Annotated in this window: 20 protein-coding genes and 3 tRNA genes; 10 read left to right on the top strand and 13 right to left on the bottom strand. The window is 67.9% G+C overall.

All coding sequences use genetic code 11. From position 1 onward, the window contains the following. Positions 1-8 precede the first annotated feature (8 nt). Genes MEBOL_RS02795 through MEBOL_RS02805 form a run of 3 tightly spaced genes read right to left on the bottom strand, consistent with a single transcriptional unit; the run spans position 9 to position 2442 of the window. A complete protein-coding gene (locus MEBOL_RS02795) occupies positions 9-944 on the bottom strand; it encodes a myxosortase-dependent metalloprotease, MXAN_2677/MXAN_2678 family (protein WP_095975956.1) in 936 nt (311 codons plus the stop codon). Next, complete coding sequence (locus tag MEBOL_RS02800; protein WP_095975957.1) at positions 941-1867, bottom strand: myxosortase-dependent metalloprotease, MXAN_2677/MXAN_2678 family; 927 nt, start codon at positions 1865-1867, stop codon at positions 941-943. Before MEBOL_RS02800 ends, MEBOL_RS02795 begins: the two co-directional genes overlap by 4 nt. Further along, positions 1864-2442, bottom strand: a complete 579-nt coding sequence (locus tag MEBOL_RS02805) for a hypothetical protein (protein ID WP_095975958.1) — start codon at positions 2440-2442, stop codon at positions 1864-1866. The genes MEBOL_RS02800 and MEBOL_RS02805 overlap by 4 nt, the downstream gene beginning before the upstream one ends. A 114-nt stretch (positions 2443-2556) precedes the next feature. On the opposite strand from MEBOL_RS02805, the gene gltX reads away from it, so the two are divergent. The 5 genes from gltX (at position 2557) to MEBOL_RS02830 (ending at position 4840) form a co-directional block, all read left to right on the top strand. After that, positions 2557-3996 carry a glutamate--tRNA ligase gene (gene gltX, locus MEBOL_RS02810; RefSeq protein WP_095975959.1) on the top strand — a complete coding sequence of 480 codons (1440 nt, stop codon included), beginning with the start codon at positions 2557-2559 and terminating at the stop codon, positions 3994-3996. 62 nt (positions 3997-4058) lie between these two features. Beyond that, entirely contained in the window at positions 4059-4481 is a 423-nt protein-coding gene (locus MEBOL_RS02815) for a hypothetical protein (RefSeq protein ID WP_095975960.1), read from the top strand. A gap of 71 nt (positions 4482-4552) precedes the next feature. After that, a tRNA-Gln gene (locus tag MEBOL_RS02820) sits at positions 4553-4623 on the top strand. Between the two features lie 23 nt (positions 4624-4646). After that, positions 4647-4718 (top strand) — tRNA-Glu (locus MEBOL_RS02825). 50 nt (positions 4719-4768) lie between these two features. Further along, a tRNA-Glu gene (locus MEBOL_RS02830) sits at positions 4769-4840 on the top strand. A gap of 89 nt (positions 4841-4929) precedes the next feature. Here the strand turns inward: MEBOL_RS02830 and MEBOL_RS02835 are convergent. Beyond that, entirely contained in the window at positions 4930-5904 is a 975-nt protein-coding gene (locus tag MEBOL_RS02835; RefSeq protein WP_095975961.1) for a response regulator transcription factor, read from the bottom strand. 66 nt (positions 5905-5970) lie between these two features. Here MEBOL_RS02835 and MEBOL_RS02840 point away from each other — a divergent pair, with 66 nt between their 5' ends. Next, entirely contained in the window at positions 5971-6561 is a 591-nt protein-coding gene (locus tag MEBOL_RS02840) for a hypothetical protein (RefSeq protein ID WP_095975962.1), read from the top strand. Here MEBOL_RS02840 and MEBOL_RS02845 read toward each other — a convergent pair. Both MEBOL_RS02845 and MEBOL_RS02850 read right to left on the bottom strand, forming a co-directional pair. After that, the gene (locus tag MEBOL_RS02845) at positions 6533-7690 is read right to left on the bottom strand and encodes a sensor histidine kinase (RefSeq protein ID WP_095975963.1); all 1158 of its coding nucleotides are present in this window, start codon (positions 7688-7690) and stop codon (positions 6533-6535) included. The two genes, MEBOL_RS02840 and MEBOL_RS02845, sit on opposite strands and share 29 nt — an antisense overlap. Before the next feature lie 177 nt (positions 7691-7867). Beyond that, a complete protein-coding gene (locus MEBOL_RS02850; protein ID WP_245919405.1) occupies positions 7868-8146 on the bottom strand; it encodes a DUF2795 domain-containing protein in 279 nt (92 codons plus the stop codon). A gap of 164 nt (positions 8147-8310) precedes the next feature. On the opposite strand from MEBOL_RS02850, the gene MEBOL_RS02855 reads away from it, so the two are divergent. After that, positions 8311-8517 carry a hypothetical protein gene (locus tag MEBOL_RS02855; RefSeq protein ID WP_095975965.1) on the top strand — a complete coding sequence of 69 codons (207 nt, stop codon included), beginning with the start codon at positions 8311-8313 and terminating at the stop codon, positions 8515-8517. A 54-nt stretch (positions 8518-8571) separates the two neighbouring features. Here the strand turns inward: MEBOL_RS02855 and MEBOL_RS02860 are convergent, their stop codons facing one another. The 7 genes from MEBOL_RS02860 to MEBOL_RS02890 form a co-directional block, all read right to left on the bottom strand. Then, on the bottom strand, positions 8572-10155 hold the full coding sequence (locus tag MEBOL_RS02860) for a pyruvate dehydrogenase complex dihydrolipoamide acetyltransferase (RefSeq protein WP_095975966.1): 1584 nt from the start codon (positions 10153-10155) through the stop codon (positions 8572-8574). 6 nt (positions 10156-10161) lie between these two features. Next, positions 10162-11148: a pyruvate dehydrogenase complex E1 component subunit beta gene (locus MEBOL_RS02865; RefSeq protein WP_095975967.1), complete on the bottom strand. Its 987-nt coding sequence runs from the start codon at positions 11146-11148 to the stop codon at positions 10162-10164. 53 nt (positions 11149-11201) lie between these two features. Continuing rightward, a complete protein-coding gene (pdhA, locus tag MEBOL_RS02870) occupies positions 11202-12323 on the bottom strand; it encodes a pyruvate dehydrogenase (acetyl-transferring) E1 component subunit alpha (RefSeq protein WP_095975968.1) in 1122 nt (373 codons plus the stop codon). Positions 12324-12471: 148 nt separating this feature from the next. Continuing rightward, entirely contained in the window at positions 12472-13215 is a 744-nt protein-coding gene (locus MEBOL_RS02875; protein ID WP_095975969.1) for an HAD family hydrolase, read from the bottom strand. A 49-nt stretch (positions 13216-13264) separates the two neighbouring features. Continuing rightward, positions 13265-14830: a hypothetical protein gene (locus MEBOL_RS02880; RefSeq protein WP_095975970.1), complete on the bottom strand. Its 1566-nt coding sequence runs from the start codon at positions 14828-14830 to the stop codon at positions 13265-13267. A 121-nt stretch (positions 14831-14951) separates the two neighbouring features. Then, the gene (locus tag MEBOL_RS02885; RefSeq protein WP_095975971.1) at positions 14952-16343 is read right to left on the bottom strand and encodes an MFS transporter; all 1392 of its coding nucleotides are present in this window, start codon (positions 16341-16343) and stop codon (positions 14952-14954) included. 55 nt (positions 16344-16398) lie between these two features. After that, positions 16399-17073 (bottom strand): NUDIX hydrolase, encoded by a 675-nt coding sequence (locus MEBOL_RS02890; RefSeq protein ID WP_095975972.1) that lies wholly within the window; start codon positions 17071-17073, stop codon positions 16399-16401. 121 nt (positions 17074-17194) lie between these two features. Here MEBOL_RS02890 and MEBOL_RS02895 point away from each other — a divergent pair, with 121 nt between their 5' ends. The 3 genes from MEBOL_RS02895 to MEBOL_RS02905 all read left to right on the top strand — a co-directional run bounded on the left by MEBOL_RS02895 (position 17195) and on the right by MEBOL_RS02905 (position 23202). Further along, positions 17195-19567: a bifunctional metallophosphatase/5'-nucleotidase gene (locus MEBOL_RS02895; protein ID WP_095975973.1), complete on the top strand. Its 2373-nt coding sequence runs from the start codon at positions 17195-17197 to the stop codon at positions 19565-19567. Then, the gene (locus tag MEBOL_RS02900; protein ID WP_095975974.1) at positions 19567-21579 is read left to right on the top strand and encodes a hypothetical protein; all 2013 of its coding nucleotides are present in this window, start codon (positions 19567-19569) and stop codon (positions 21577-21579) included. The genes MEBOL_RS02895 and MEBOL_RS02900 overlap by 1 nt, the downstream gene beginning before the upstream one ends. 87 nt (positions 21580-21666) lie before the next feature. Beyond that, positions 21667-23202, top strand: a complete 1536-nt coding sequence (locus MEBOL_RS02905; protein ID WP_179956373.1) for a hypothetical protein — start codon at positions 21667-21669, stop codon at positions 23200-23202. Positions 23203-23293 lie beyond the last annotated feature (91 nt).

A 23293-nucleotide genomic window follows, 5' to 3' on the forward strand; every position in this document is an offset into this window, starting at 1 on the left:
CCGTGTCCCTACTGGCGTGAAGAATGCCCGCCCTCACGCCGCCTGCGCACCACGCCCACGCCCAGCAACGCGGCCACGGGCAGCAGGGAGCCGGGCACCGTGCCACACCCGCCCCAGGGACCATACGAGATGGCCTGGAAGTGGCGGCCCACCTCCGGATTCTCGCCGCACTGGGTGGGCGGCAAGCCCCGGGGATAGGCGTCACAGAAGCCCGCGGCGCTGCCCACGTCGATGACGCGCTTGCGGGTCTCGCCCGGGTGCGCGGTGGGCTCCATGGTGGAGCCCGGCACCTCGGGGACATGATCCAGGCCCACCACGTGACCCAGTTCATGGGTCACCGTGTTCTGCACGTCCGTGCCGACGCAGTCGGTGTCGCGGACGCCGTCGCACGGCGGTGAGTCGACGGTGGTGAAGAAGAAGCCCCTGCCCGCTCCCGCCGCGTTGAACTCGATGTCCGCGTCGAGGATGTAGCCCGTGCGGAAGCTGAACGTGGTGGTGGTGAGACCGATGGTGGCGCCCCCATGCTCCCAACAGGCATAGGCATTGCCGCAGGTATCGGCCTTGATGCACGGATCATCCGGAGGGACGACGTCGTTGCAGTCCACCTCGCGGAAGGTGATGACGTTCTCGTTCTCCCCGCCGTCCTGACGGTAGCCCACCTGCGGCTCGTGGATGTCGGGGCCCCGGGTGAAGACGTAGTCGCTACAGGTACTGGACACCGCGCGCCAGGACGCCACCGCCGCGTCGATGGCCGAGAACTCGGAATCTCCCGGCGTGCGGAGGCTGCCGGCGGCATCCAGGCGGTACAGATACTCCCGGCCTGGCCAGACGACGCAGAAGGGCCGGCCGGGCACCGCGGTGCGCCGGTAGTCCTGCGCTTCCGCCGGGCGCGGCGCGGCAAGCGCGAGCACCGAGAAGACGGCCCATGAGAACGGGCGCGTCACGTCCAGGAACCTCCGCGCCGACGCCGTCCCATGAGCAACGCCCAGCCGGCCAGCGCGGGCACCCAGGCCGTGGCTCCCGCGCTGGAGCACCCCGACGATTGAGGACCCAGCACGAGCGCATTGCCCCGCGTGTCCTCCGTGTCGAACGCGGGCGTGAAGCAGCTCTGGCTGGGTCGGCCCTTCGGGTAGGCGAGGCACACGAAGTCCCGCGAGCCCAGATCGATGATGCGCTTGGAGGTCTCTCCCGAGGGGGCCCGAGGGTACATGACGGAGGAAAGATTCCCGGTGTGGTCCAGCCCGAGCAGATGGCCGAGTTCATGCGTCATGGTGTTCTGCACGTCGGTGGCCACGCAGTTGAGCGGCGTCCCGGTCCCCGGCTGGACACAGGTCGCGGGACCGTCCGAGGTGGTGAAGACGAAGCCACTCGCGTTCAGCTGGATATCCGAGTCGTAGATGATGCCGGACTTCTCGTCGTACGTGGTGAGCGTGAGGGCGATGGTCCGCTCATCACTGTCCCAGCAGTCGTAGGCGTTGCCACAGGTGTCTTCGCGCCAACACGCATCGCCCGCGGGAGCCACGTCCGCGCACCGCCGTGAGCGGAAGAGGAAGAGGTTGCGGTTGTCGCCCTTCATCACGTAGCCCACCTGGCGGTCGTCCACCATCGGGCCCTCGGAGAAGCGCAGGTTGCCGCAGCTGTCGAAGATCTGCTGCCAGCTCTTCACGGAGTCGCGGATGGCTCGGAACTCGTTCTGCCGCTGCGCGTCCGAGCTCTGGGGATTCCCCACGCTGCTCAGCTGCCAGGTGATGGTGGGCACCGTCCAGAACAAGCACTGGGACTCCGGGTCACTCGCCGTCACCCGGCTGCGGACATAGGGCTCGCTCTGCCCGAGCGCGAGCGCGACCACCAGGGCGGAGATCATCATGGCCGCTTCTCCTGGGTGCCGGGCTGGGCGAGGGCCGTCCGGATGGCGGCCTTGAGGTCCGCGAGCGGCAGGCTCCGGGACGAGGGCTCCACGGGCTGCCGGGTGGCCGCGTCCAAGACGAGCGTGTCACCCAGGGATTCGGGCACGGCCATGGCGCGGCGCTCGCCCTCGGGGTGCTGGACCTTGTACTTGCCCTGCGCCATGCCGGACACCCGGAAGGCCTGGGGACCCTGACGCGACAGGAAGACCACCACCTCCTCGCCCAGGGCGAACGTGGCGAGGCCACTCACCTTCTGACCGATATCCCCCACCCGGCCCCCAGGCTGGGTGATGAGCACCGTACTGCCCGGCTGACCCTTGAGGGCCTCGGTCACCTGGATTTCCACGTCCGTGACGATGCGGCGCCCATCCCCGCTCCAGCGGCTCTCCACCCGGCGCACCGTGCCGTGAACGACGGCATCGGCCGATTGGGCCAGTTCGGGCAGTTCCGCCCTCAGCAGAGTGGTGGCGCTCGCAGGCACACAGAGCAGGAGTACGACCGGAAGGAGCGCGCGGAGCGCGGTGGACAGTGTCATGCGGAAGCCCTCGGAGCCCGTCAGTTTAATGCATTGGCCCGAATGAGGGGGCACAGAACCCGGCCGTTCGTTGACCACACAAGCCCGCTCCTGCTATCCGCGCCCTTCCGACCTATGGCTTCCGCACCTCGTGTCCGATTCGCACCGTCCCCGACCGGCTACCTGCACATCGGGGGCGCCCGCACCGCCCTGTTCAACTACCTCTACGCCAAGCGCAATGGTGGCGTGTTCATCCTGCGTATCGAGGACACGGATCAGGAGCGCTCCACTCCCGAGTCCGTCAAGGCCATCCTCGATGGGCTCACGTGGCTGGGCATCGACTGGGACGAGGGTCCAGGCAAGGAAGGCTCCGCCGCCCCCTACTTCCAGACCCAGCGCCTGGATCTCTACAAGAAGTACGCCGAGCAACTCATCGCCGAGGGCAAGGCCTACCGCTGCTACTGCACGCGCGAGGAGATCGACGCGCGCCGCGCCGCCGTGGAGAAGGCCACGGGCAAGCCCGGCACGTACAAATACGAGGGCACCTGCCGCGACCTGAAGGAAGCCCCCCCGGGTCGCACCGCGGTCATCCGCTTCAAGATGCCCTCGCAGGAGGGCGAGGTGACGTTCGACGACAAGGCGCTCGGGCCCATCACCAAGGCGTACTCGGACCTGGATGACTGGGTGATGCTGCGCGCGGACGGCATCCCCCTCTACAACTACGGCTGCGTCATCGATGACCACACCATGGACATCACCCTGGTGGGACGCGGCCAGGAGCACGTCAACTCCACCTTCCCCCAGTTGATGCTCTACCAGGCGCTGGGCTGGAAGCCTCCCGAGTTCGCCCACTTCCCGCTCATCCTCGGACCGGACCGCGAGAAGCTGTCCAAGCGCAAGCACCCCGAGGCGGACGTGATGCTGCACAAGCGCAACGGCATCCTGCCCGAGGCATTGCTCAACTTCGTCGTCCGCCTGGGCTGGAGCCACGGCAACGACGAGGTCATCTCGCGCGAGCAGATGATCGAATGGTTCGATTTCGACCACGTGGGCACGACCTCCGGCGTGTGGAACCCGGAGAAGCTGCAGTGGCTCAACCAGCAGTGGCTCAAGCTGCTGGCCCCGGCGGTGGTGGCGGCCACCCTGGCCGATTTCCTCGTGGCCAAGGGCGTGCAGATCAAGTCGGGAGATCCCCGGCTCGAGCGGGTGGTGCTCGCCTTCCGCGAGCGGGCCAAGACGCAGCAGGAGATGGCCGACATGGCGCTCAAGTACTTCCAGCACGGCGTGACGCTGGAGGAGAAGGCCGCGGCCAAGCACCTGACGGCCGAGTCCAAGCCCCTGCTCACCCAGGTGCGCGAGCAGGCCGCCGCGCTGCCCGAGTGGAGCGCCGCCTCGCTGGATGAGGTGGTGAAGAAGGTGAGCGAGCAGGCCGCGGTGGGCATGGGCAAGGTCGCCCAGCCAGTGCGCGTGGCGGTCACGGGCGGCACGGTGAGCCCGGGCATTGGCGAGACGCTGGAACTGCTCGGCCGCGAGGAGACGCTCCATCGCCTGGACGCGGCGCTCGCCCGGCCCTGAAGTCCGCGGGGGCCCAGGTTGGAGTGGACACCTCCGAGCCTGGGCCCTATTGTTCCGGGCCGATGACACGAGTGCTTGACAGCCGGAAGGGCCTTTTCTATAAGGCGCGCCCGCTCGGGGCGGTGGTGGCGGCCCTGTGGACGGCGGTGGCGGCGGCGGAGGTGGTGAGCGGGGCGCAACTCCCCGATGGCTCGCAGAAGGTGGGCGAGAACAGGTATCGGGCGCCGGGAGATTTCGAGAAGACGCTGGAGTATTACAAGACGGTCTATCCAGTGAGTTCGTACCCCCGGCGAGCCATCGTCAACCAGCCGGGCGTCAAGGCGGTCCACATCAGCAACCCCTCGGGGAAGAATTTCGAGGGGCTGAACATCTACGAGGCGAATGACGAAGTTCGGCTCTACGTTGTTCCCTTGCAGTCAGCGCCGGGCAGTGGCAACAAGCCGGTGAAGAAGCCGGAACCGAAGTCCGGGAAGAAGTCGCGGTAGACGGACGGTTCGAAAAAAGGTAGTTGAAGTGGCGAAGTGGTTGCGGTACGGAGTGGCGGCACAGCGGTTCTTGGGGAATCGTCTAACGGCAGGACAGCAGACTCTGACTCTGCTTATCTAGGTTCGAATCCTAGTTCCCCAGCTCGCAGTTCCCGGTTTCAAACCGGCCCTGTCGTCTAGCGGTTAGGACGGAGCCCTCTCACGGCTCAAACTCGGGTTCGAATCCCGGCAGGGTCACTCGCAGCGAAGACGTTCAGCTTTCAGGGAAGTTGGACGCTCTGTTTCACGGCCCTGTCGTCTAGCGGTTAGGACGGAGCCCTCTCACGGCTCAAACTCGGGTTCGAATCCCGGCAGGGTCACACCGAAGCGCCCGTTTCTCCTCGGAGAAGCGGGCGTTTCGCTTTTGCGGGCTCCGCGGGGCCGGGAACACCCGGCCCCCCTCCCGGGCTCAGCGTCCACCGCTCCCGAGGCTCTCGCGAAAGGCCGTCAGGGCCGAGGCCAGGTTGCTCTGGGCGCGCTGGAGGTTGCGGCGCATCAACAACGTGCGCACCCGCTCCGGCAGGGCCCGCGGTGACGAGGAGCCGAAGCCCACCAACTCCAGGCGCAGGGTGATGGCGTCCAGCAGGTCCGCCAGGTCCGCGTTGGGCCCGGCCAGCAGGACGAGATCCGAGGACGCCGACTGCAGGCGCTCGGCGATTTCCCACCAGCCGGGCGCGCCCGTCTCGAGCACCACCACGGCCGCGCCCAGCAGCGCGGGCGAGTCCGGAGGAAGGGGGACCGCCTCCAGGCCCTCGTCCAGCAAGGCGCGCAGCGCCGCGGCACTGCCCACCACCGCCACCTGCCCTCCCGGCGCCACGCGGCTGGCGAGCTCGTAGGCGCGCAGCTGCGCCTCCATCTGCTGGCGTGCCGCGGCCGAGGCCTGTCCACCCGCCTGCAGCAACTCGGCCGCCTCGCGCGCCACGCGGCGTGCCTGTTCCCGGCCCTTGATGCGGCCCGCCCGCCGCTCCAGCGCGGCGCGGACCTTGGCGCGCACCAGCCGCAAGTCCTCGAAGGGCTTGAGGATGTAGTCGCTCGCCCCCGCGGCGAAGGCGGCGATCACCGACTCCGAGCTGGAGTAGCCCGTGATCATCACCGCCTCCAACGAGGGCTGGAGCGCCCGGGCCTCGGCGATCAGCTCCACACCGCCCATGCCGGGCAGGTTCTTGTCGGTGATGAGCACGTCGAAGCGCTGCCCGCGCAGCATCTCCAGGGCCTGCTCGGCGTCCTCGGCCAGGCTCACCACCAGGTCCGACTCACGCGCCAACAGCCGCGCACACACGTCCCGAACCACGGGCTCGTCATCCACGACCAGCACGGTCGAAGCGAGGGTTCCGCCACGCCCCTCACCCGCGCCGCCCTCGTCCGTCTCGAAGGGGAGGTCCATGCATTGGAGAATCGCACAGCTCGCAACGGACTTCGAGCAGCGCCGGGGGGGACTTATGTTGCTGACGTGGCGAGCTTCACGGAAGCATTGGAAGAGAACCCCGCTCCGCGTCGGCTGGGAGACGTATGGCTGCGCTATGAGCCTGGCCGTCTGCTGGGGGAGTCCCAATCCCCGTCCGTCTGGCACCGGCGGCGTCCGGCGCTGGCCATGACACTGGCCACCGTGCTCGCGGTGGTCTCCATGGGGGGACTGCTGGCGGGAGGCAGGGACGCGGCGGCCACGCTCATTCCCCTGCTGTTGGGGCTGGCCTCCGCGGCGCTGGTGGGCGTGGCGTTGCGGCTGGAGGGCCGGCTCGGACGGCGCCGCTTCGTGCTGCACTTCCGCTCCGAGCGGCTACGGATGGAACGGTTGCGCTGGGCGCCCGGGGCCACCCGCCGGGAGTGGATTCCTTTCGACGACGTCTCCGCGGTGGAGGTCGTGGAGCGGGCCACCGGACACTTCGCGCTGGTGGTGGTGTGGCGCGAAGGCGAGACGCGAACCCGCCGCGAGGTGATGGTGGATCACATCGGGCCGGGGGAGAAGGAAGCGCTGTTCCGCGTCTGGCGCCTCCTGCACAACGCCTTCGGGCTCAGGGGGGCGGGGCTCGCCGGAGCGTGAGCTCCACCTCGGTCCCCGAGCCTTGCGTCGACGACAGGCGCACGGCGCCGCCGGACTGCACCACCAGCTCCTTGCAGATGGACAGACCCAGGCCCGTGCCAATGCCCACCGGCTTGGTGGTGAAGAGCGGCTGGAAGACCTTCTCCTGCAGTTCCTGCGCGATGCCACAGCCGTTGTCCGTCACGCTGAGCACCACGTCCTGCTCCCGCGACGACCAGCGCACCTCGATGCGACCCGGCCGACCCGTGCCTTCCATGGCCTGGGCCGCGTTGACGATGAGATTGAGCAGCACCTGGCACAGCTTCACCGGACCGAACGACACCTTCACCGGCTCGCCCATGGTGGTGATGCGGGCGCGATCACGCACTTCCGCGCGCGCCAGCTTCACCGCGAAGGACACCACCTCGGCCACGTCCGCCGAGGTCTCCATGTCCTCCCCTCGTGCCTGGGCCCGCAGACCCAGCGCCACGCCCCGCAGGTGATCCGCGCCCGACGCGAGATCCGTCAGCAGCGAGGGCAGATCCTCCAGCACACTCGCCACCTCCGGCGAGGGGTCCGACGCCAGGTGCTTGGAGGCGTACTGCACCACGCACTCGAGATCCCGGCGCAGCGAGGCCACGTTCTGGGACAGGTAGCCCACCGGGCCCATCAGCTCGTGCGCGATACCGGTCGTCACCTGGCCCAGCGTGGCCAGACGCTCGGCCTTCATCATCCGCCCTTCCACCTCGCGGATGCGCAGCTCCAAGCGGGCGATCCGCAGACCGTCCTCGAGCGCGGCGAGCACCTCGGCCCGATCCCACGGCTTGACGAAGTAGCGGCTGACCTGACCCCGGTTCACCGCGTCGATCACCGCCTGCATGTCCGAGTAGGCCGTGACCAGCATGCGCTTGGCGTCCGGCGCGAGCGTGCGTGCGCGCTCCAGCAGTTCCACGCCCGTCATCCCCGGCATGCGCTGATCCGAGAGGATGACGCCAATCTCGTTGCGCTTCTGCTCTAGCAGCGTCAGCGCTTCTGCCGGGGTCGAGCAACGGAAGATGCGGAACTTCTGGCCGAAGTTCGCCTCGAACACCCTCAGGTTGAGCGCGTCGTCGTCGACATAGAGGACGGCGGGGAGGTCAGACGGATTCATGGAGTTCCTCTCTGGGCCAGGCCGACCAGCACACACCCACCCTTCCAACCCACTGCGCCCACTCCCCAAGAGATACCACGTCGCGCGCCAAACCCGATGGGCCGTGTTTCACGGCACAACGGTGCACGGCCCTGGGGGGCAGCACCCTGTCCGGTCTCCAGCCTACCTGGGAATGGCTCAGCGGTGGGACGGGGAAGAAGGCAGTGTGTCCACGGCCCGTTCGGCCCCCCGCACCTGGGGTTCCAGCGCGGTCCGCACCGAGGCCAACGAGTCGAACGAGCCACTGGCGAGGGCACTCAGGCGGGACAACAGAGGCGCCGGAGCATCATTCTCCCGGGCCAGCCAGACGAGTTGACGGCAGGACAGAGGGAAGACGGCCCCATTGAGCGCCTGCGTCAGCGCCGCGTCATCCGCCAACTCATCTGGAGAAGTGGGTTTCATATCGTCGTCGCTCACGGGCTGAAGGTAATCCATTCGGTGCAGGAGAGCGCGTTCTTCCTCGGTATCTCCCCAGCAAGCAGGGGAGCAAGCCACCGGACGCTTCGCTTCCCTTCCCTGTCCGCTCCCGATGCCGGCCCCCATCCTATTCGGGCACTCCCACACCGCACGAGGAGGACGAGATGACGAAGAAAAACCAGGGGTATACGGAGAACATCAAGCACGTGGGGGCGACCCGCCCCCAGCCATGGCCCGGCATCCCGGGCCGCTCGGAGGACAAGGAGACGGAACTCCCCACCGGCACCCGGCGCGCGGATCAGGCCGATGTCACCGAAGCCCAGCGCGAGCTGGAGCACGAGGTGGAGGAGTCGGAGAAGGTGCGCGAGTAGTGCACCGCCCTCTCCGGGGCGGGCCGCCCGGTACGGCGGCCCGCCAGGAGGAGACTAGAACAGCAACCGCATGGGGTGCTCGAGCAGCGCCTTGAGCTCCCGCAGGTACTCGGCGCCGATGGCCCCGTCGATGACGCGGTGGTCGCCCGAGAGCGTCACCGTCATCACCTTGCGGATCACCATCTGCCCGTCGCGCACCACGACCTTGTCCGAGACGGAGCCCACCGCGAGGATGGCCGCCTGGGGCGGGTTGATGACGGCGATGAACGAGTCGATGCCGTACATGCCCAGGTTGGACACCGTCAGCGAGCCGCCCGTGTACTCCGCCGGCTTGAGCGCGCGCTTGCGAGCCCGCTCCGCCAGATCACGCGCCTCGGCGGAGATGGCCGACAGCCCCTTCTTGTCCGCGTCGCGGATGATGGGGGTGATGAGGCCGTCCTCGATCGCCACCGCGATGCCGACATCCACCGACTCGAAGTGCAGGATGGAGTCGCCCTGCAGCGCCACGTTCATCTTCGGGTAGCGGCGCAGCGCCATCGCCGACGCCTTCACGATGATGTCGTTGACCGAGACCTTGGACTCGAGGGCCTTGGCCTCCTCGCGGATCTTCAGCGCGGCGTCCATCTCCACATCCACCGACAGGTAGAAGTGGGGCACCCCGGGCTTCACCTCGGCCATGCGCTGGCTGATGACCTTGCGCATGGTGGAGACGGGCACGGCCTTCGGCTCGGGACGCACGCCCGGAGCCGCCGCGGCGGCCGGCTTTCCGCGCGCGGCCTCGGCGGGCGCCGGAGCCTGGCTCCGCGCCGCCTCGACGTCACGCTTGACGATGCGGCCAAGCGGACCCGAACCCTGGATCTGCGACAGATCCAGGCCCTTCTCCTGGGCGATCTTCTTCGCCAGCGGACTGGCGCGCAGACGGCCTCCAGGCGTGGACACGGGAGCCTTGGCCTTGGGGGCCTCGGTGGTGGCCGGCTTGGAGGCAGGCGCCTTGGCCTCGGCGGGAGCGGCGGCGGGAGCCGGAGCGGCCTTCGCCCCACCCTTGCCCGCCAGGAACGCGATGGGCGCGCCCACCTTGGCCGTCTGGCCTTCCTGCACCACGATCCGGGCGAGCACGCCGTCGTCGTAGGCCTCGACCTCGAGGTTGGACTTGTCCGTCTCCACCTCGGCGATCGCCTGGCCGGAGGAGATCTTGTCCCCCTCCTTCTTGAGCCACTTGACGATCTTGCCCTCGGTCATCGTCGGAGACATCGAGGGCATGGCGATGGCGATGCCGTCATCCCCACCGCCCGACGCGGCGGGCTGGGCCGCCTCGGCCTTGGGGGCCTCGGTCTTCTTCGGCTCGGCCTTGGGTGCCTCGGCCTTGGGCGCCGCGCTCTTGGGAGCCTCGGCCTTCTCCCCCTTGGCGCCGAGCATCGCGATGGGCGCACCCACGGTGGCCATCTCGCCCTCGGCGACGAGGATCTTCAACAGGATGCCGTCATCGTAGGCCTCGATCTCGAGGTTCGACTTGTCGGTCTCGCACTCGGCGATCGCTTCGCCAGAGGTGACCTTGTCGCCCTCCTTCTTGAGCCACTTGACGATCTTGCCCTCCTTCATCGTCGGAGACAGAGAGGGCATCTGGATGGGCGTAGCCATACGGTCTCAGGCTCCCTCGCGGTAGAGGACCTTCTTCACGGCGGCGATGATCTTGGGCGCGTCCGGCTGGATCGCGTTCTCCAGGTTCGCCGCATAGGACATGTTCACGTCCAGGCCCGTCACGCGCAGCACGGGCGCGTCCAGTTCATCGAAGGCCTTGGACTGGATGATGTCCACCACCTGCGCGCCCACGCCGGCCAGCGGCCAGCCTTCCTCCACGATCACGGCGCGGTTGGTCTTGCGCACGGACGCGAGGATGGCCTCCTCGTCCAGCGGGCGCAGCGTGCGCAGATCGAGGATCTCCACGGAGATGCCCTCGGCCTCCAGCTGCTTGGCGGCCTCCTCGCAGAAGTAGTACATGCGCGACCAGGTGATGACGGTGACGTCCTTGCCCTCGCGCTTCACGTCCGCCTTGCCGAGCGGCACGACGTGCTCGCCCTCGGGCACCTCGCCCTTGAGCGCATAGAGGCGCTCGCCCTCGAACATGACGACGGGGTTGTCGTCCCGGATGGCGGCCTTGAGCATGCCCTTGGCATCCGCCGGGGTGGCGGGGGCGATCACCTTGAGGCCCGGGAAGTGGGCGTAGGTGGACTCCAGCGCCTGGCTGTGCTGACTGGAGAGCCGGCCTCCCGCGCCACCGGGACCGCGGAACACGATGGGGCAGCGCAGCTGGCCACCCGACATGTGCCGCAGCTTCGCCGCGTTGTTGACGATCTGGTCCATCGCCAGGATGGCGAAGTTCCACGTCATCATCTCCACCACCGGACGCAGGCCGACCATGGCCGCGCCCACGCCCAATCCCGTGAAGCCCAGCTCGGAGATGGGCGCGTCGATGATGCGCGCGCTCCCGAACTTGTCCAAGAGGCCCTGGGACACCTTGAAGGCGCCCTGATAGCGACCCACTTCCTCACCGATCAGGAAGACGTTGGCGTCGCGCTCCATCTCCTCGGAGAGCGCCTGATTCAGCGCCTCGCGGTACATCAACTCGGCCATTGTTGGCTCCGAATGCGAAAATAGTCAGTCAAACCAGAGGGAGAACCCGCGCTTCACTTCAAGCCAGCGGCCTTGTCGGCCTTCTCGGCCTGCTCGCGCGGCTCCAGATCCCACGTCACCTTGAGATCCTTGCCCGAGGGATACGACGGCCACTTGTCCACCTTCACGCCCAGCACGCGCTCGCGGGGACGCACGTCCTCCTCGCCCTCCTCCACGATGGTGTCGCGCCACAGCTCGTCCAGGTGGGGCTCGGGCGACTCGTCGGCGAACTTCACCGCCTCGTCCACCTGCTCCTTCACCTCGGCCTCGATGGCCTCGAAGTCGGCCTCCTTCGCCAGCTTCTGCTTGATGGCGTAGGCCATCAGGCGGGGGATGGGGTCGTTCTTGCGCTCGTCCTCCACCTCCTGCTTGGAGCGGTAGTTGGCGGGGTCCACCACCGAGTGACCGCGGAAGCGGTAGGTGTTGGCCTCCATGAGCACCGGGCCCTTGCCGGCGCGGATGTAGGCGGCCGCGTCCTTCACCGCGTCGTACACCTTCAGCGCGTCCATGCCGTCCACGGCCTCGTGGCGCATGTTGTAGGCCGCGCCGCGCTTGTGGATCTCCGGCTCCGCCGACACGCGCGCGATGGCCGTGCCCATGCCGTAGCGGTTGTTCTCGCAGATGTAGAGCACGGGCAGCTTCCACTTGGCCGCCATGTTGAACGTCTCGTGGAAGGCGCCCTGGTTGGCCGCGGCGTCACCGAAGTAGCACACGGTGATGCGGTCCTCGTTGCGATAGCGGCTGGCGAAGGCCATGCCCGCGGCGAGCGGAATCTGCCCGCCCACGATGCCGTAGCCTCCGTAGAAGTGGTGCTCGATGTCGAAGACATGCATCGAGCCGCCCTTGCCCTTGCTGTAGCCACCGGTGCGGCCGAAGAGCTCCGCCATGATCATGCCCGCATGCGAGCCGCGCGCGAGCGGCTGGGCGTGATCGCGATAGCCCGACAGCATGTAGTCATCCGGGCGGATGGCCTCGTTGACACCCGCGGCCACCGCTTCCTGCCCGATATAGAGGTGGCAGAAGCCGGCGATCTTCCCCAGGCCGTACTGCTGCTGGGTGCGCTCCTCGAAGCGGCGCATGAGGTACATCTTCCGATACATCGTCAACAGCAGGTCTTTCGAGTAAGCGCTGGCCACCGCCACTCCTCCGTACAGTTGAGACCGCCCCCTCACTTGGGGCGGCGGACGCCAAGCGCCTCACATAGCGCGCGGCAAGGGGACTGCAAGGGCTTTTGTCTGCCCGTTGAAGGAACTACTCCGAGAATCTGGGTTCAGCCGCGCCGCGTCAAGAATCGTGGGAGAAATGCGGCACTGAAACAATGCCATCCAGAAGCGTCACGGGCCGGCCGGAATGGTCCGTCGCGAGATGGATGACCCGCGCCCCCGGGAATCGGCGCAAGTAGTCATTGGCATGGGTGGGCTCGTTGTCGAAGGCGGCCACCACGGTGCCCCACTCCCCCAGACGGGCATGGGCTTCACGCTTGAAGGCATCGTCGTCGTCGCGCGCGTTCGGCTTCATCAACAGGTGGACCCGCTCGCCATCGGGCTGCGCCAGACCATGGCGGCGCATGCAGTCCTCGGTTCCCGCGCGCATGCCCTCGTGGCGGCCCGTCACGTAGACCAGATGCGCCCCCGAGGCCACCACCGCGCAGGTGAAGGCCGCGGCGCCCTGGATGGTGGCGTCGTCCACGCAGTAGTCGCTCGTGAAGAAGCGCTCCAGCCAGAAAGTCCGGGCCGCCTCGTAGTGGGCCTCCACCTCCTCCTCCGACAAGCCACACTTGCGCATGGCCCCACGCATGTCGAAGCCGCTGTCCCAATGATGGGGCTCGCACAGGCGCAGCTTCTCGTGCGCCACGGACAGGCCGAACTCGCGCAGGATTCGCGCCTGCCGGGGCCTGTTGTCGAAGAGGGTGGAGTCCAGATCGAAGGCGAGCACCGCCTGGGAGCCGAGCGAGCGTGAGCGCTCCAGGATGTCACGCAGGGCCTGCTGCCACCCTTCGCGCACCCGGGTCTTGAGGTCCGAAGCCATGCCCTCTCTATAGGGCACCCGGCGGCCCGGCGTCCGGGAAATCCACCACTCAGGCGGCCGAGCGGATGGGCTCGGGCCGAGGGGGCTGCTCCTCCGGGTACAGGCGCATCATCCGCTTGATGCCGTTGCGGTCCAGCACCAGCCGCACCAGGTGCAGGGAGACCCGCTCCTGCCCCGCCTCCTCGACGATGAAGCGGAAGGCCAGGTCCACCTGGTAGCTCTTGGTGCCGCGCACCCGCCCCACGGAGAAGTTCTCCAGGTCCACGTACTCCAGCGCGTAGTCCGGCTCGTCCATGTCGCGCAGGAAGCGCTCCACGTTGATGCGGATGATGTCCGTGATGCCGCTCACGCCCCGCTCGGTGCGCGGCAGGAGCTTCACGTCCAGCACCACCTGCTTCTGGTAGCGCAACACCGTCTCGGACAACTCGCCCTGGGACGCGGTGACCAGGTCATCCCGGACGCGCAGCGCCGCCAGCTCGGCGGGCACCCGCACCGCGCGCCCATAGTCCACCTTCTCCTCGCACGAGCCCAGGCTCCTGCCCGTCACCGGCTCCACGATGCGCGCCGTGCGATCATACAAGTGCCGCGCCGCCACCTGACTGAAGATGCGGCGCATGCCCTCCTTGATGCGGTCCTTCATCATGTAGCCCACGATCATGATGAGGAAGAAGTTGAGGCTCGCCTGGGTGAAGCGCACCTGCGCCCAGAAGGCCACCGCCGAGGCGAACGTCATGGCCACGCCCGCGGCGAGCGCGAACAGCACCTCTTCCCAGCTCTGGCGCTTCTGCGCCCGGCGCGCCGACAGGAAGAGGATGTTCATGCAGAACTTCTTCAAGAAACCAAAGCGGTGGATGTACTCCTCGTTGTCCCCCGTGGGGCTGATGACCGAGCGCAGTTGATGGGCGCGCCGGTACTGCTCCTCGAGCAACACCTCGTCCATCAACGCCTTGCGCAGCTCGAAGGAGACGCCCGAGCGGGGCAGCGCGGCCATGTCCGCCACGGCCTTGCGCAGGAACTGCTCCACCGTGAGGCTCAGGTACTCGTCCACCAGACGGATGGAGGCGCGCGTCTTGTCCTGCAAGCCGTGGAGGTTGGCCCCCCGCGCCCATGCGCGAAAGCGCTCCAGGATTTCCCGCACATGGTCGCGCGTCGTCAGCGCGTCGCTCTCCATCCGCGCACACCCGGGAGGCGCCTCGCGCCCCGCCTCGCACAGGGACTCCACGTCCTGGGCGAAGCGCCGCAGGGCTCCACGGAAGACGCAGGACAGGAGCTTCGCCTGATAGATGAGAGCGTCCTCGCCCACGAGCCCCGTGCGCAGCCCGGCCTCCAGCCGCATCAGCGGCGAGCCCTCCGAGAAGCGCAACTCCTCGAGGCTCAGCACCGGCGTCTTGAAGCGCACGTAGTTGTGGATGTCCGCGTAGAAGTCCGAGCGCGGGTATGTCTCCGAGTCGATGTTCAGACTCGCCGGCAGGAAGACGTACGTCTCCACGAGATAGCGCGTCTCGTCATCGGATCCAGAGGGCTGATACTCGAGCTTGAGCTCGAACTGCTTCCGGTCGTGCACATCCAACCGGTTGCGCAGCAGGGGAGAGGGTGTCGGGGACACACGACACATTCTATGTCACGCGCCTGTCACCCCCTAGTGCCCCCCGGAGCGGGCCGCCGTCCACCCGACGATGTCCGCGCGGACCGCCCTCGCTTTGTGACGCAACGTTCTCCCGTGGCGCGGCGCGCCACTATCCGCCGGTTCCCGTCCGGGAGTGCTCCTTCGAGGAGTCCGCCGCCGGCCCGGAGGCCACGGGCGCCGCCGGGGCCGCGTGCGCCTTGGGGCGGGCGTTCCAGAGGGTGAGCATCAACACGCCCCCCACGGCGGAGAAGCCGATCATGCTCGGGCCCCAGGCGCCCCAGCCAAAGTGCTCCAGCATCCAGCCCATGCCCACGCCCACCACCGAGCCCCCCACGTACTGCATGCCGTCGAACATGCCAGCCGCCGTGGCCGCGGCCTTCCTCCCGCCAAAGTCCATGGAGGAGGTGCCCGAGAGCATGGAGTGCACGATGCTGATGGAGAAGGAGTTCACCACGAAGGCGGCGATCACCAGGTTGATGCTCGGCGCCTTCCAGATGACGGCCATGCACACCACCTGGAGCACGTAGCCGATGAAGGCCACCGGCGGCCGGCGCGCCTTGAAGAGCAGGTCGGACATGAAGCCCGCGGCGAACGCGCCCGCGATGCCCGCGAGCACCACGCCCGTGGCGCCCTTCTGGAACACGGGACTGTCCAGCGGCAGCTTCTGCGCCTCCTGCATGTAGCGCGGGAACCACTGCTCGAAGCCGTGGCGCACGAAGCCCGTGCAGAACTCGGCCGCGGCGATGGTGAGCGTCACGGGGTTGGTGAAGACCACCCGCGCCACGTACTTGAGATCCACCTTGCCCGTGTACCCACTGGAGGCATCCGCCGTGTCCAGCGGGGACAGCCCCGCCTCGTCCGGCGCGTCGCGAACCCACAAGAAGGTGAGCAACCCCAGCACCGTCATCACCGCCGCGGGGACGAAGAACACGAACTGCCAGGGCAGCGCGAGCACCAGCAGCGGCCCGATGAAGTAGATGAGCGCCCGTCCTCCCTGGATCATCGAGCCGAAGATGGCGGAGAACACGCCGCGCTCGCTGATGTGGAACCAGCCCGAGTTCACCTTGATGAGCGCCAGGGCCGAGTAGGACTGGAAGTACATGTTCAGCGACCAGACCGTGGCCAGGTAGCCGAGCAGGAGCGGCCCCGTGCCGAGGAAGCCCAGGTACGCCCCCAACCCGAAGGCCAGGTTGAACACCGTGCCGCCCGCGGCGCCCAGCAACATGGCCTTGCGCCCACCGATGCGGTCGGCAAAGGGCCCATTGAAGATGGCCGAGATGCCGTAGATGAGCGTGGCCGCGCTGATGATGGCGCCCACCTGCGGCTTGCTCCAGCCATACGTCTCCGACAGCCGCGCGTTGGCGAAGGAGAAGTTGTAGCGGCCCATGTACATGGCCGCGTACATGGTGCCCAGCGTGAGCCAGTTCTGGGCGCGGCGCAGGCGGAAGGCCCGCGAGTACTCTGGCCGAGGCGGCAAGGACGAAGGAGCAGCGTCGTGCATGTCGCCGGGCACCCTACCCGCCTTGGCGCCTCATCGCCAATCACGCCCCCCTGATTCACGCCTGCTCGGCGAGGAGTCGCTGAAGGCACAGCTCCGTCTTCGCGTCCGGCACCTCGCCCCGCCGGCACATCGCCAGCAACTCGCCGAGGGGCCGCCACAGCAGGTGCGTGCCCTCCTCCAACGGCGAGCCGTCACCCTGGGGCACGCCCGGCGCCACGCCCGTCACGTCCACCGCCGCCGGAAACACCTTCTCCGAGAGGATGCCCGGCGCCACGAAGAAACCCGCCCCGAGCAGCCGCACGTCCTCCGGTCTCACGGCATAGCCCGCCTCCTCGCGCACCTCCTCCGCCGCGCGATGCCGCAGGCCCGCCTCGCCCTTGTCCTCGGGCTCGAGCAGTCCCGCGACGATCTCCTCCACCCGCAGGTAGGACGCGTTGTCCGGGAGCGTCATGTCCTTGCCCCGGCGGAAGTACGCGGCGGGCCGCAGGTTCATCCGCGTGAGCACCTCCAGCCCCGACGCACCGCGGCGGTACACCACCACCGCCACCGCATCCAGGCGCGGCCGGTCCACCACATCCACCCGGTACACCTTCGACGCCGTGCCGTCCGCGCGCCGGTTCTGACACCGCAGCCGACGCAGGCGCAGGAAGCCCTCGTCACACTTCGCCGTCGACGAGAAATCCTCGATGATCTCGATATCCGTGACCGCGGCCTGACTGCTCGATCGCATGCCTGCTCCCTGGGCGAAAGCCCGACGCGGGGGGGTTGCTTGCCCACCCCCAGATGATCTCGTACCTTGCGCCGTCGTCTAGCAGTCAGTTTCCTCACCTGCCCCCGGATCCTCCCCCCTGATGCGACGCCTCCTGCCCGGACTTCTCTCTGTCCTGCTCTGTGCCTCGTGCATGCCCGTGATGGAAGGAGAGGAGATTGACCTCTCGGGTCAGGAAGTCCGTCTGACGTTCCTGCATACCTCCGACATCCACTCCCGGCTCATCCCCTATGACTTCGCGCCGTTGAAGACGGACACGGACCTGGGGATCGTCCCGGAGGCGGGCCCCTTCGGTGGCGCCACGCGCATGGGCGCCGTGCTCAAGCGCGAGCGTGCACGGGCGGAGCGGCTGCTGCACCTGGACTCGGGCGACTGCTTCCAGGGCGCGCCCATCTTCAACCTCTTCAGTGGCGAGGCCGAGTTCAAGTTCCTCTCGCGCATGCAGCTGGACGCGGCGGTGATCGGCAACCACGAGTTCGACGCGGGCCTTGGCAACTTCGTGCAGAAGGCGCGTGACTTCGCGAGCTTCCCGCTCATGGCCGCCAACTACGCCTGGGACAGCCCCCGCGATCCCGGCAACAAGCAGGCCCTGCTCAACAGCGTCCCCTACGTCATCCGCAACATGAAGGGACTGCGCGTGGGCATCATCGGCATGGCCAACATCTCCTCGCTCAACTCGCTCGTGGAGGGAGGCAACTCCCTGCAGGCCACGCCGCTGGAGCAGAACGAGGTCGCGCGCGCCTACGTGCAGATGCTGCGTCCGGTGGTGGACCTGCTCGTGGTGACCAGCCACCTGGGCCTCACCGAGGATCAGGATCTCATCCGCGGCTACGAGGCCTATTACGAGTACGAGCGCGCCAAGCCCTTCCTGGAGCGTGCCCAGGAGCCCTGGCAGATTCTCGAGTGGGCGGACCCGAAGCTCGAGGGCCAGCCCCAGGCGGTGGTGAAGGTGTTCATCCCGGGCGTGTCCGGACTGGACGTCATCCTGGGCGGCCACCTGCACGTGGTGCTCAACCCGCCGCAGCAGCTGAGCGATCCGAGCGGCCGCAAGGTGGTGCTGGCGCACTCGGGCGCGTTCGCCAAGTACGTGGGCCGGTTGGATCTCATCGTGAAGGTGCCCACGGCGCAGGAGCGGGGTCCGGACGGAGCCGAGGTCGTCAGCCAGACCTACCGCGCCTTCCCGTTGGATGGCCTGTGGTGCGACGACGCCATGCGCGCCTACTACAAGGACAACTACTGGACCACCGGCCAGTTCATCAACGCGCCCGGCGTGCGCGAGGCCCTGGCGAAGTGCCAGTCCCTGGAGGACCGCGAGACCACGGACCTGATGCAGTCCTACCTGCTGGGCATGGACTTCCGGCTGCAACTGACCTCCATCTTCTCCTACGCACCGCGCAACCTCGAGCGCCGCAACAGCTCCTCGGGTGGAGACTCGCCGCTGGGCAACATCACCGCGGACTCCATGCGCAAGCGCCGCGCGGTGGAGGCGGAGATGGCGCTCACCAACTCGCTGGGCATCCGCGACAACCTCTACGCGGGCGCGGTCTCCCAGGAGTCCATGTTCAACGTGTTCCCCTTCGAGAACACCATCAACATCATGAACCTGTCGGGCACGGAGATTCAGGAGATGCTCGACTTCGTCACCGAGCGCTCCGCGGAGCGCGGCTGCGTGAGCCAGGCGCAGATCTCCGGCGCGCGCTTCACCATGGACTGCGCCCAGGTGCAGCTCAATGACTTGCGCACGGCCTGCGTGCAGGGCAAGGCCGCCACCGACTGCCCCCAGACGGGCCGCGAGGGCCATGCCCCGTGGCAGTGCCTCGAGGACGTCGACGGCAGCCGCTGCTACGCCCACCCCGCCATCGACATCTCCATCAACGGCAATCCCATCAACCCCAACGGCATGTACCGCGTGGCGGTGAACGACTACATCGCCAAGGGGGGCTCGGGCTTCAACGTGCTCAAGCGCAACACCACCCGGCAGGAGACGGGCATCTCCCTGCGCGACTCGCTCATCGGCTACATGCAGGGCTTCTGCACCTGTGACGACATCAACGCGGGCCGCACGACCTCCACGGCTGGCGAGCACTGCGGCGCCCTGCGCGATGGCAGGTGGGTGGTGGACGAGCAACTGCGCAACGTGTGCCGCCAGGCTCAGGAGTTCCAGGACGCGCTGGCACGCAAGGTGGGCGAGTGCACCTGTCAGGATCTGCTCAAGTCCTCCGCCAACGCCGCCGAGCGCTGCCAGGTGCAGGGGCTCACGCCGGAGATCATCCAGGCCACGTGCAACATGCCCCAGGGCCCCTACGCGGGCCGCTGTTACTGTCGCGAGGTCATCTCCGGAGCGCAGGAGTGCGGCTCGGTGACGGGACAGCTCAAGAGCTTCTGTGAGAACCCGGTCAAGATGCCCATCGCCAACGCTTCCGAGGACGGCCGCATTGGCCGCAAGGTGAAGTAATGAAGACGCATTGGCTCGTGCTGGCCGCGACCGCGGCCGCCGCCTCCGGTTGCTACAGCGTGGAGTCGCCCCCCCTCTCGGGCGTGGGCTCCTTCCGGGTGGAAGTCCAGCGCCTGTCCACGGTGAACGACGACAACACCCTCCAGCCCCTGCCCGTGGTGCCCGCCTGCCTCAAGCGCTACAACGGCACGCTGGAGCAGGTCCCCCAGGAAGTGCGAGGCACGCCGGACTGCCGCTACGCCATTCCCCCCGGCCAGGTGGAAATGCAGGTGAACGTCACCGCCCTGGGCAAGAGCGGCGAGCCGTTCGACTTCAACGGACCCGTCAGCTTCAAGATGGATCCGGGCGACCTCGCCGGCAACTACAGCTACGCCTGGGTGATGCTCAACAAGGGCACGGGTCTCGGCAAGCTCCGGGCCAATCACCTCTATGGGGAGGTGCGCGTCCTGGTGGCGGACGAGCCCGTCAAGCTGCTCTACACCAACGGCACCGTCGCGGGAGACACCTCCCTGTTGCCCGAGGAGCCCAAGTCGCGCACCTACGCGTCCAGTTCCTCCCAGCCCCTGTTCTTCCAGGAGCCCACGCTGGCCGCCATCCAGACGCCGCAGGGCTTCGACAACCGCACCTCGCCCTTCGTCAACCAGTTCGTCACCATCGGCCGCACTCCCGAGTCCGGCGGCGCGCTCAAGCGCGACTGTCCTGGCATCAATGACGATCAGGACGTCACCCTGCTCGTCACGGGAACGGATCCCTCGGGCTTCTTCGTCACGGACATCACCGCGTGCCCCGTCTCCGAGAACACCACCTCGGCCGCGGGCGTTCGCGTCCCCGAGCCCACTGGACTCCTGCCCGGCACGTTCGGCTCCATGTTCGTCTACAACTACAGCTTCCCCGAGGGGCTCTACCCTGGAGATCTGCTGTGGACGCTGGCGGGCTCCATCCAGGAGTTCACCTCCACCACGCAGCTCACCTTCCCCTCGTGGACGGTGCGCGAGCACGTGCGGCTGCGGCCCCAGGAGGAATGGGATGTCCACCTGAAGAAGAACCCGCCGGTGGAGATCAACCTGCGCCACTGCTTCCTGGACGACGTGCTGGAGCCCTTCATCACCGACGTGCTCTGCGGCTACAACAACAAGAACCTCAAGATGGAGAGCTTGGAGTCGGGGCTCGTGAAGCTGCGCCAGGTGCGCTTCCCGAAGGTGTTCAAGAGCTGCGACTTCAACGGCGACGCCAACGTCCCCTCCTTCTGTCAGACCAAGGATTCGGCGGGGAACTGGATCTGGGGCAACTGCGATACGTCCAACCCCAGCGTGGATCCCGACGCCGCCGAGCGTCAGTGCAACGCGGATTGCACCACGGGCTCGGGGGAGTTCACCCACACCGTCTGCGCCGAGCGCACCCAGTACACGGGCTTCGGTCAGTTCGTGGTGGAGATGGCGGGACCCGGGCCCCGTGAAGCCGGCCTGGATGGCACCCTGCCCAAGCGGGCCCAGGCGGTGACCCTGTCGGGCAGCACGTCGGGCAAGACCCCGGAGGGGTACGCGCCGGGCACGGAGCTGAGCGTGTGGTGCGAGCAGGACGCCTACGTGCGCTTCGGCGCCACCACCGTCACCGCGAGCAACACGGACGAGTTGCTGCCGGCCCGTCAACGCAAGGATCTCATCGTGCGCCAGGACGAGGGCCACGTGGCCTTCCTGGCCCAGCAGTCGACGGAGGGCCAGAAGCCCGAGCCGCGCTGCCTCGTGTCCGCCAATACCCATACCCGCCTGCTCCTCACGACGCGGGATGCCGTGCCGGACCTGCAGGTGGACTGCGACGAGGGTGACACCAACGCCGAGCGCGCCCGCCAGTGCCGCTTCATTCACGGAGCCACCTTCGACGTCGTGGGCCACCTGCGCCAGGTGCAGGCCGCGCGTCCCCGGTGGATGGTGATGCCGCGCGACGCGGGCGACCTGTGCTGCCATCCGGGAGCGGGCCTGGAGTGCCCGAAGCCCATCCTGCCGTGCGAATAACGTAGAAGACGTAAGCCAGACGCGAGCGCCCCATTCTCCGGGGCGCCAGGAAGGAGCGGCGTCCCCTCGCCGCGCCTTGGAGGGAATTTGAGAACGCTGCGAACCCTGGCCCTCACCGGGCTGATGACCCTCTCCGCTCCCGCCTGGGCCGGAGATTTCGTCGATACCCGTCTGTCCTTCGCCTTCGCGGACGACAACGTCTTCGCCAACGCCGGAGAGACGACGCCCAACAGCCCCACGGCCCGCTTCGGCGGCGGTCTGCAGAACACCCAGTTCTACGACAACTTCAACACGCGGTTCTCCGGCTTCGAGACGCTGTCCAACATCGTCCTCTACAAGCGGATGCCGGCGTTCTTCGAGGGCCTCACCACCGAGGCCGCCCTCACCATCCTCGTGCTGGAGAATCCCTCGGGAGACATCTCGCTCCGGGACAACTCCAGCTACATCCGCCTGAACTACCGGCCCCAGGGCTGGGGCGAGAACGAGGGCCTGTCGCTGACCGGCTTCCCCGTGTCCGCGGACCGCTTCCGGCTCGGCTACGCCTACCGCATCTCCTGGGGTGGCAGCGGCGTCTTCACCACGCGCGCCACCCAGGCGGGTGTGCCGGGCGCCAAGCTGCAGCTCACGCGCGACAGGTGGTACGCGTACGCGGGCGCCAAGACGGCGCTCGTGTTCAACGATCTCATCAAGGAGCAGGAATCACTCTACGGCTTCCTGGCTGGCGCCGGCTGGGACGTGCTGGAGACGCTGCGCCTGGAGGCCGGCGGCGGCTACTTCCAGAAGGGCATCGTCCCGGGCCTGGCCGCGCAGAGCGTGCGCGCTCCGGTGAACTCCGCGGGCGTGTCCGCGCAGGGCGTCTACCACGTGGGCGTGCCCGTCGGCACGAGCATCGACTTCCGGCTCTACAAGAACGATCCGGACGTCTACCAGCGCTTCTTCGCCCCGGAGCAGTACCCGGGTGGCCTGTCCTACTCGGTGTCGCTCGAGGGCAGCTACCTGGTGCAGACGCTGTCGGATCCCGACGTGTTCGGCCGCACGGTGCCGCAGGCGGCCACCGCCGTGGCGCTCCAGGCGCGCGCCAAGTGGAACTACTGGCGCTTCCACCTGCTGGGCCTCTACCGCAGCCTGTCCTTCATCCAGTTCGAGGTGCCCGGCCTGCCGCCCTTCAGCGAGTTCCCCAAGGGCACCGAGGTCAGCCCGGAGATGTTCCTCGCGGCGGGCGCGGACTACAACATCCCCGCGCTGCACTTCACCCCGGGCTTCATCATCGGCGTGCAGCAGCCCTCGTCGTTCCGCAGCCCGGAGCCGCTCCTGGGCGGCAACATCCCTCCCCAGGGTTTCACCGGCACGCGCACCGTGGTGGTGCGGGACGTGAGCACGCTGAGCATCCTGCCCACCACGTGCGGCTCCAATAACGCCATCTGCCTCGCCGAGCCCATCCTCTCCGCGAAGGGCACGTTCCGCTGGGACCTCTCCGAGAGCGTCGCCACCGTGGGCGAGGTCTATTACACCTACGACCCGAACCGGACGACCTTCCGCGACGACGCCGTGGGCATCGCGCAGCCCAGCTTCCAGGAGCCCCACGCGCTCGGCTTCAACCTGCTGCTCCAGGCGCGCTTCTAACAGGCAACGCCGCTTCCGAGGCCGGACGTCGCGGGGGGACACCCCGTGGCTCCGGCCTCATCCTCTTCAGGACTCCCGGGGCCTCCGTTGA

Source organism: Melittangium boletus DSM 14713 (assembly GCF_002305855.1).
GTDB classification, from domain to species: domain Bacteria; phylum Myxococcota; class Myxococcia; order Myxococcales; family Myxococcaceae; genus Cystobacter; species Cystobacter boletus.

What these genes read in the sequence shown, in the direction of transcription:
- MEBOL_RS02900 (WP_095975974.1), top strand. Translation starts at nt 19,567, where the DNA reads ATGAAGACGCATTGGCTCGTGCTGGCCGCGACCGCGGCCGCCGCCTCC.
- MEBOL_RS02860 (WP_095975966.1), bottom strand. Translation starts at nt 10,155, where the DNA reads ATGGCTACGCCCATCCAGATGCCCTCTCTGTCTCCGACGATGAAGGAG.
- MEBOL_RS02805 (WP_095975958.1), bottom strand. Translation starts at nt 2,442, where the DNA reads ATGACACTGTCCACCGCGCTCCGCGCGCTCCTTCCGGTCGTACTCCTG.
- MEBOL_RS02890 (WP_095975972.1), bottom strand. Translation starts at nt 17,073, where the DNA reads ATGCGATCGAGCAGTCAGGCCGCGGTCACGGATATCGAGATCATCGAG.
- MEBOL_RS02800 (WP_095975957.1), bottom strand. Translation starts at nt 1,867, where the DNA reads ATGATGATCTCCGCCCTGGTGGTCGCGCTCGCGCTCGGGCAGAGCGAG.
- MEBOL_RS02875 (WP_095975969.1), bottom strand. Translation starts at nt 13,215, where the DNA reads ATGGCTTCGGACCTCAAGACCCGGGTGCGCGAAGGGTGGCAGCAGGCC.
- MEBOL_RS02845 (WP_095975963.1), bottom strand. Translation starts at nt 7,690, where the DNA reads ATGAATCCGTCTGACCTCCCCGCCGTCCTCTATGTCGACGACGACGCG.
- MEBOL_RS02880 (WP_095975970.1), bottom strand. Translation starts at nt 14,830, where the DNA reads ATGTGTCGTGTGTCCCCGACACCCTCTCCCCTGCTGCGCAACCGGTTG.
- MEBOL_RS02895 (WP_095975973.1), top strand. Translation starts at nt 17,195, where the DNA reads ATGCGACGCCTCCTGCCCGGACTTCTCTCTGTCCTGCTCTGTGCCTCG.
- gltX (WP_095975959.1), top strand. Translation starts at nt 2,557, where the DNA reads ATGGCTTCCGCACCTCGTGTCCGATTCGCACCGTCCCCGACCGGCTAC.
- MEBOL_RS02815 (WP_095975960.1), top strand. Translation starts at nt 4,059, where the DNA reads ATGACACGAGTGCTTGACAGCCGGAAGGGCCTTTTCTATAAGGCGCGC.
- MEBOL_RS02855 (WP_095975965.1), top strand. Translation starts at nt 8,311, where the DNA reads ATGACGAAGAAAAACCAGGGGTATACGGAGAACATCAAGCACGTGGGG.
- MEBOL_RS02865 (WP_095975967.1), bottom strand. Translation starts at nt 11,148, where the DNA reads ATGGCCGAGTTGATGTACCGCGAGGCGCTGAATCAGGCGCTCTCCGAG.
- MEBOL_RS02885 (WP_095975971.1), bottom strand. Translation starts at nt 16,343, where the DNA reads ATGCACGACGCTGCTCCTTCGTCCTTGCCGCCTCGGCCAGAGTACTCG.
- MEBOL_RS02835 (WP_095975961.1), bottom strand. Translation starts at nt 5,904, where the DNA reads ATGGACCTCCCCTTCGAGACGGACGAGGGCGGCGCGGGTGAGGGGCGT.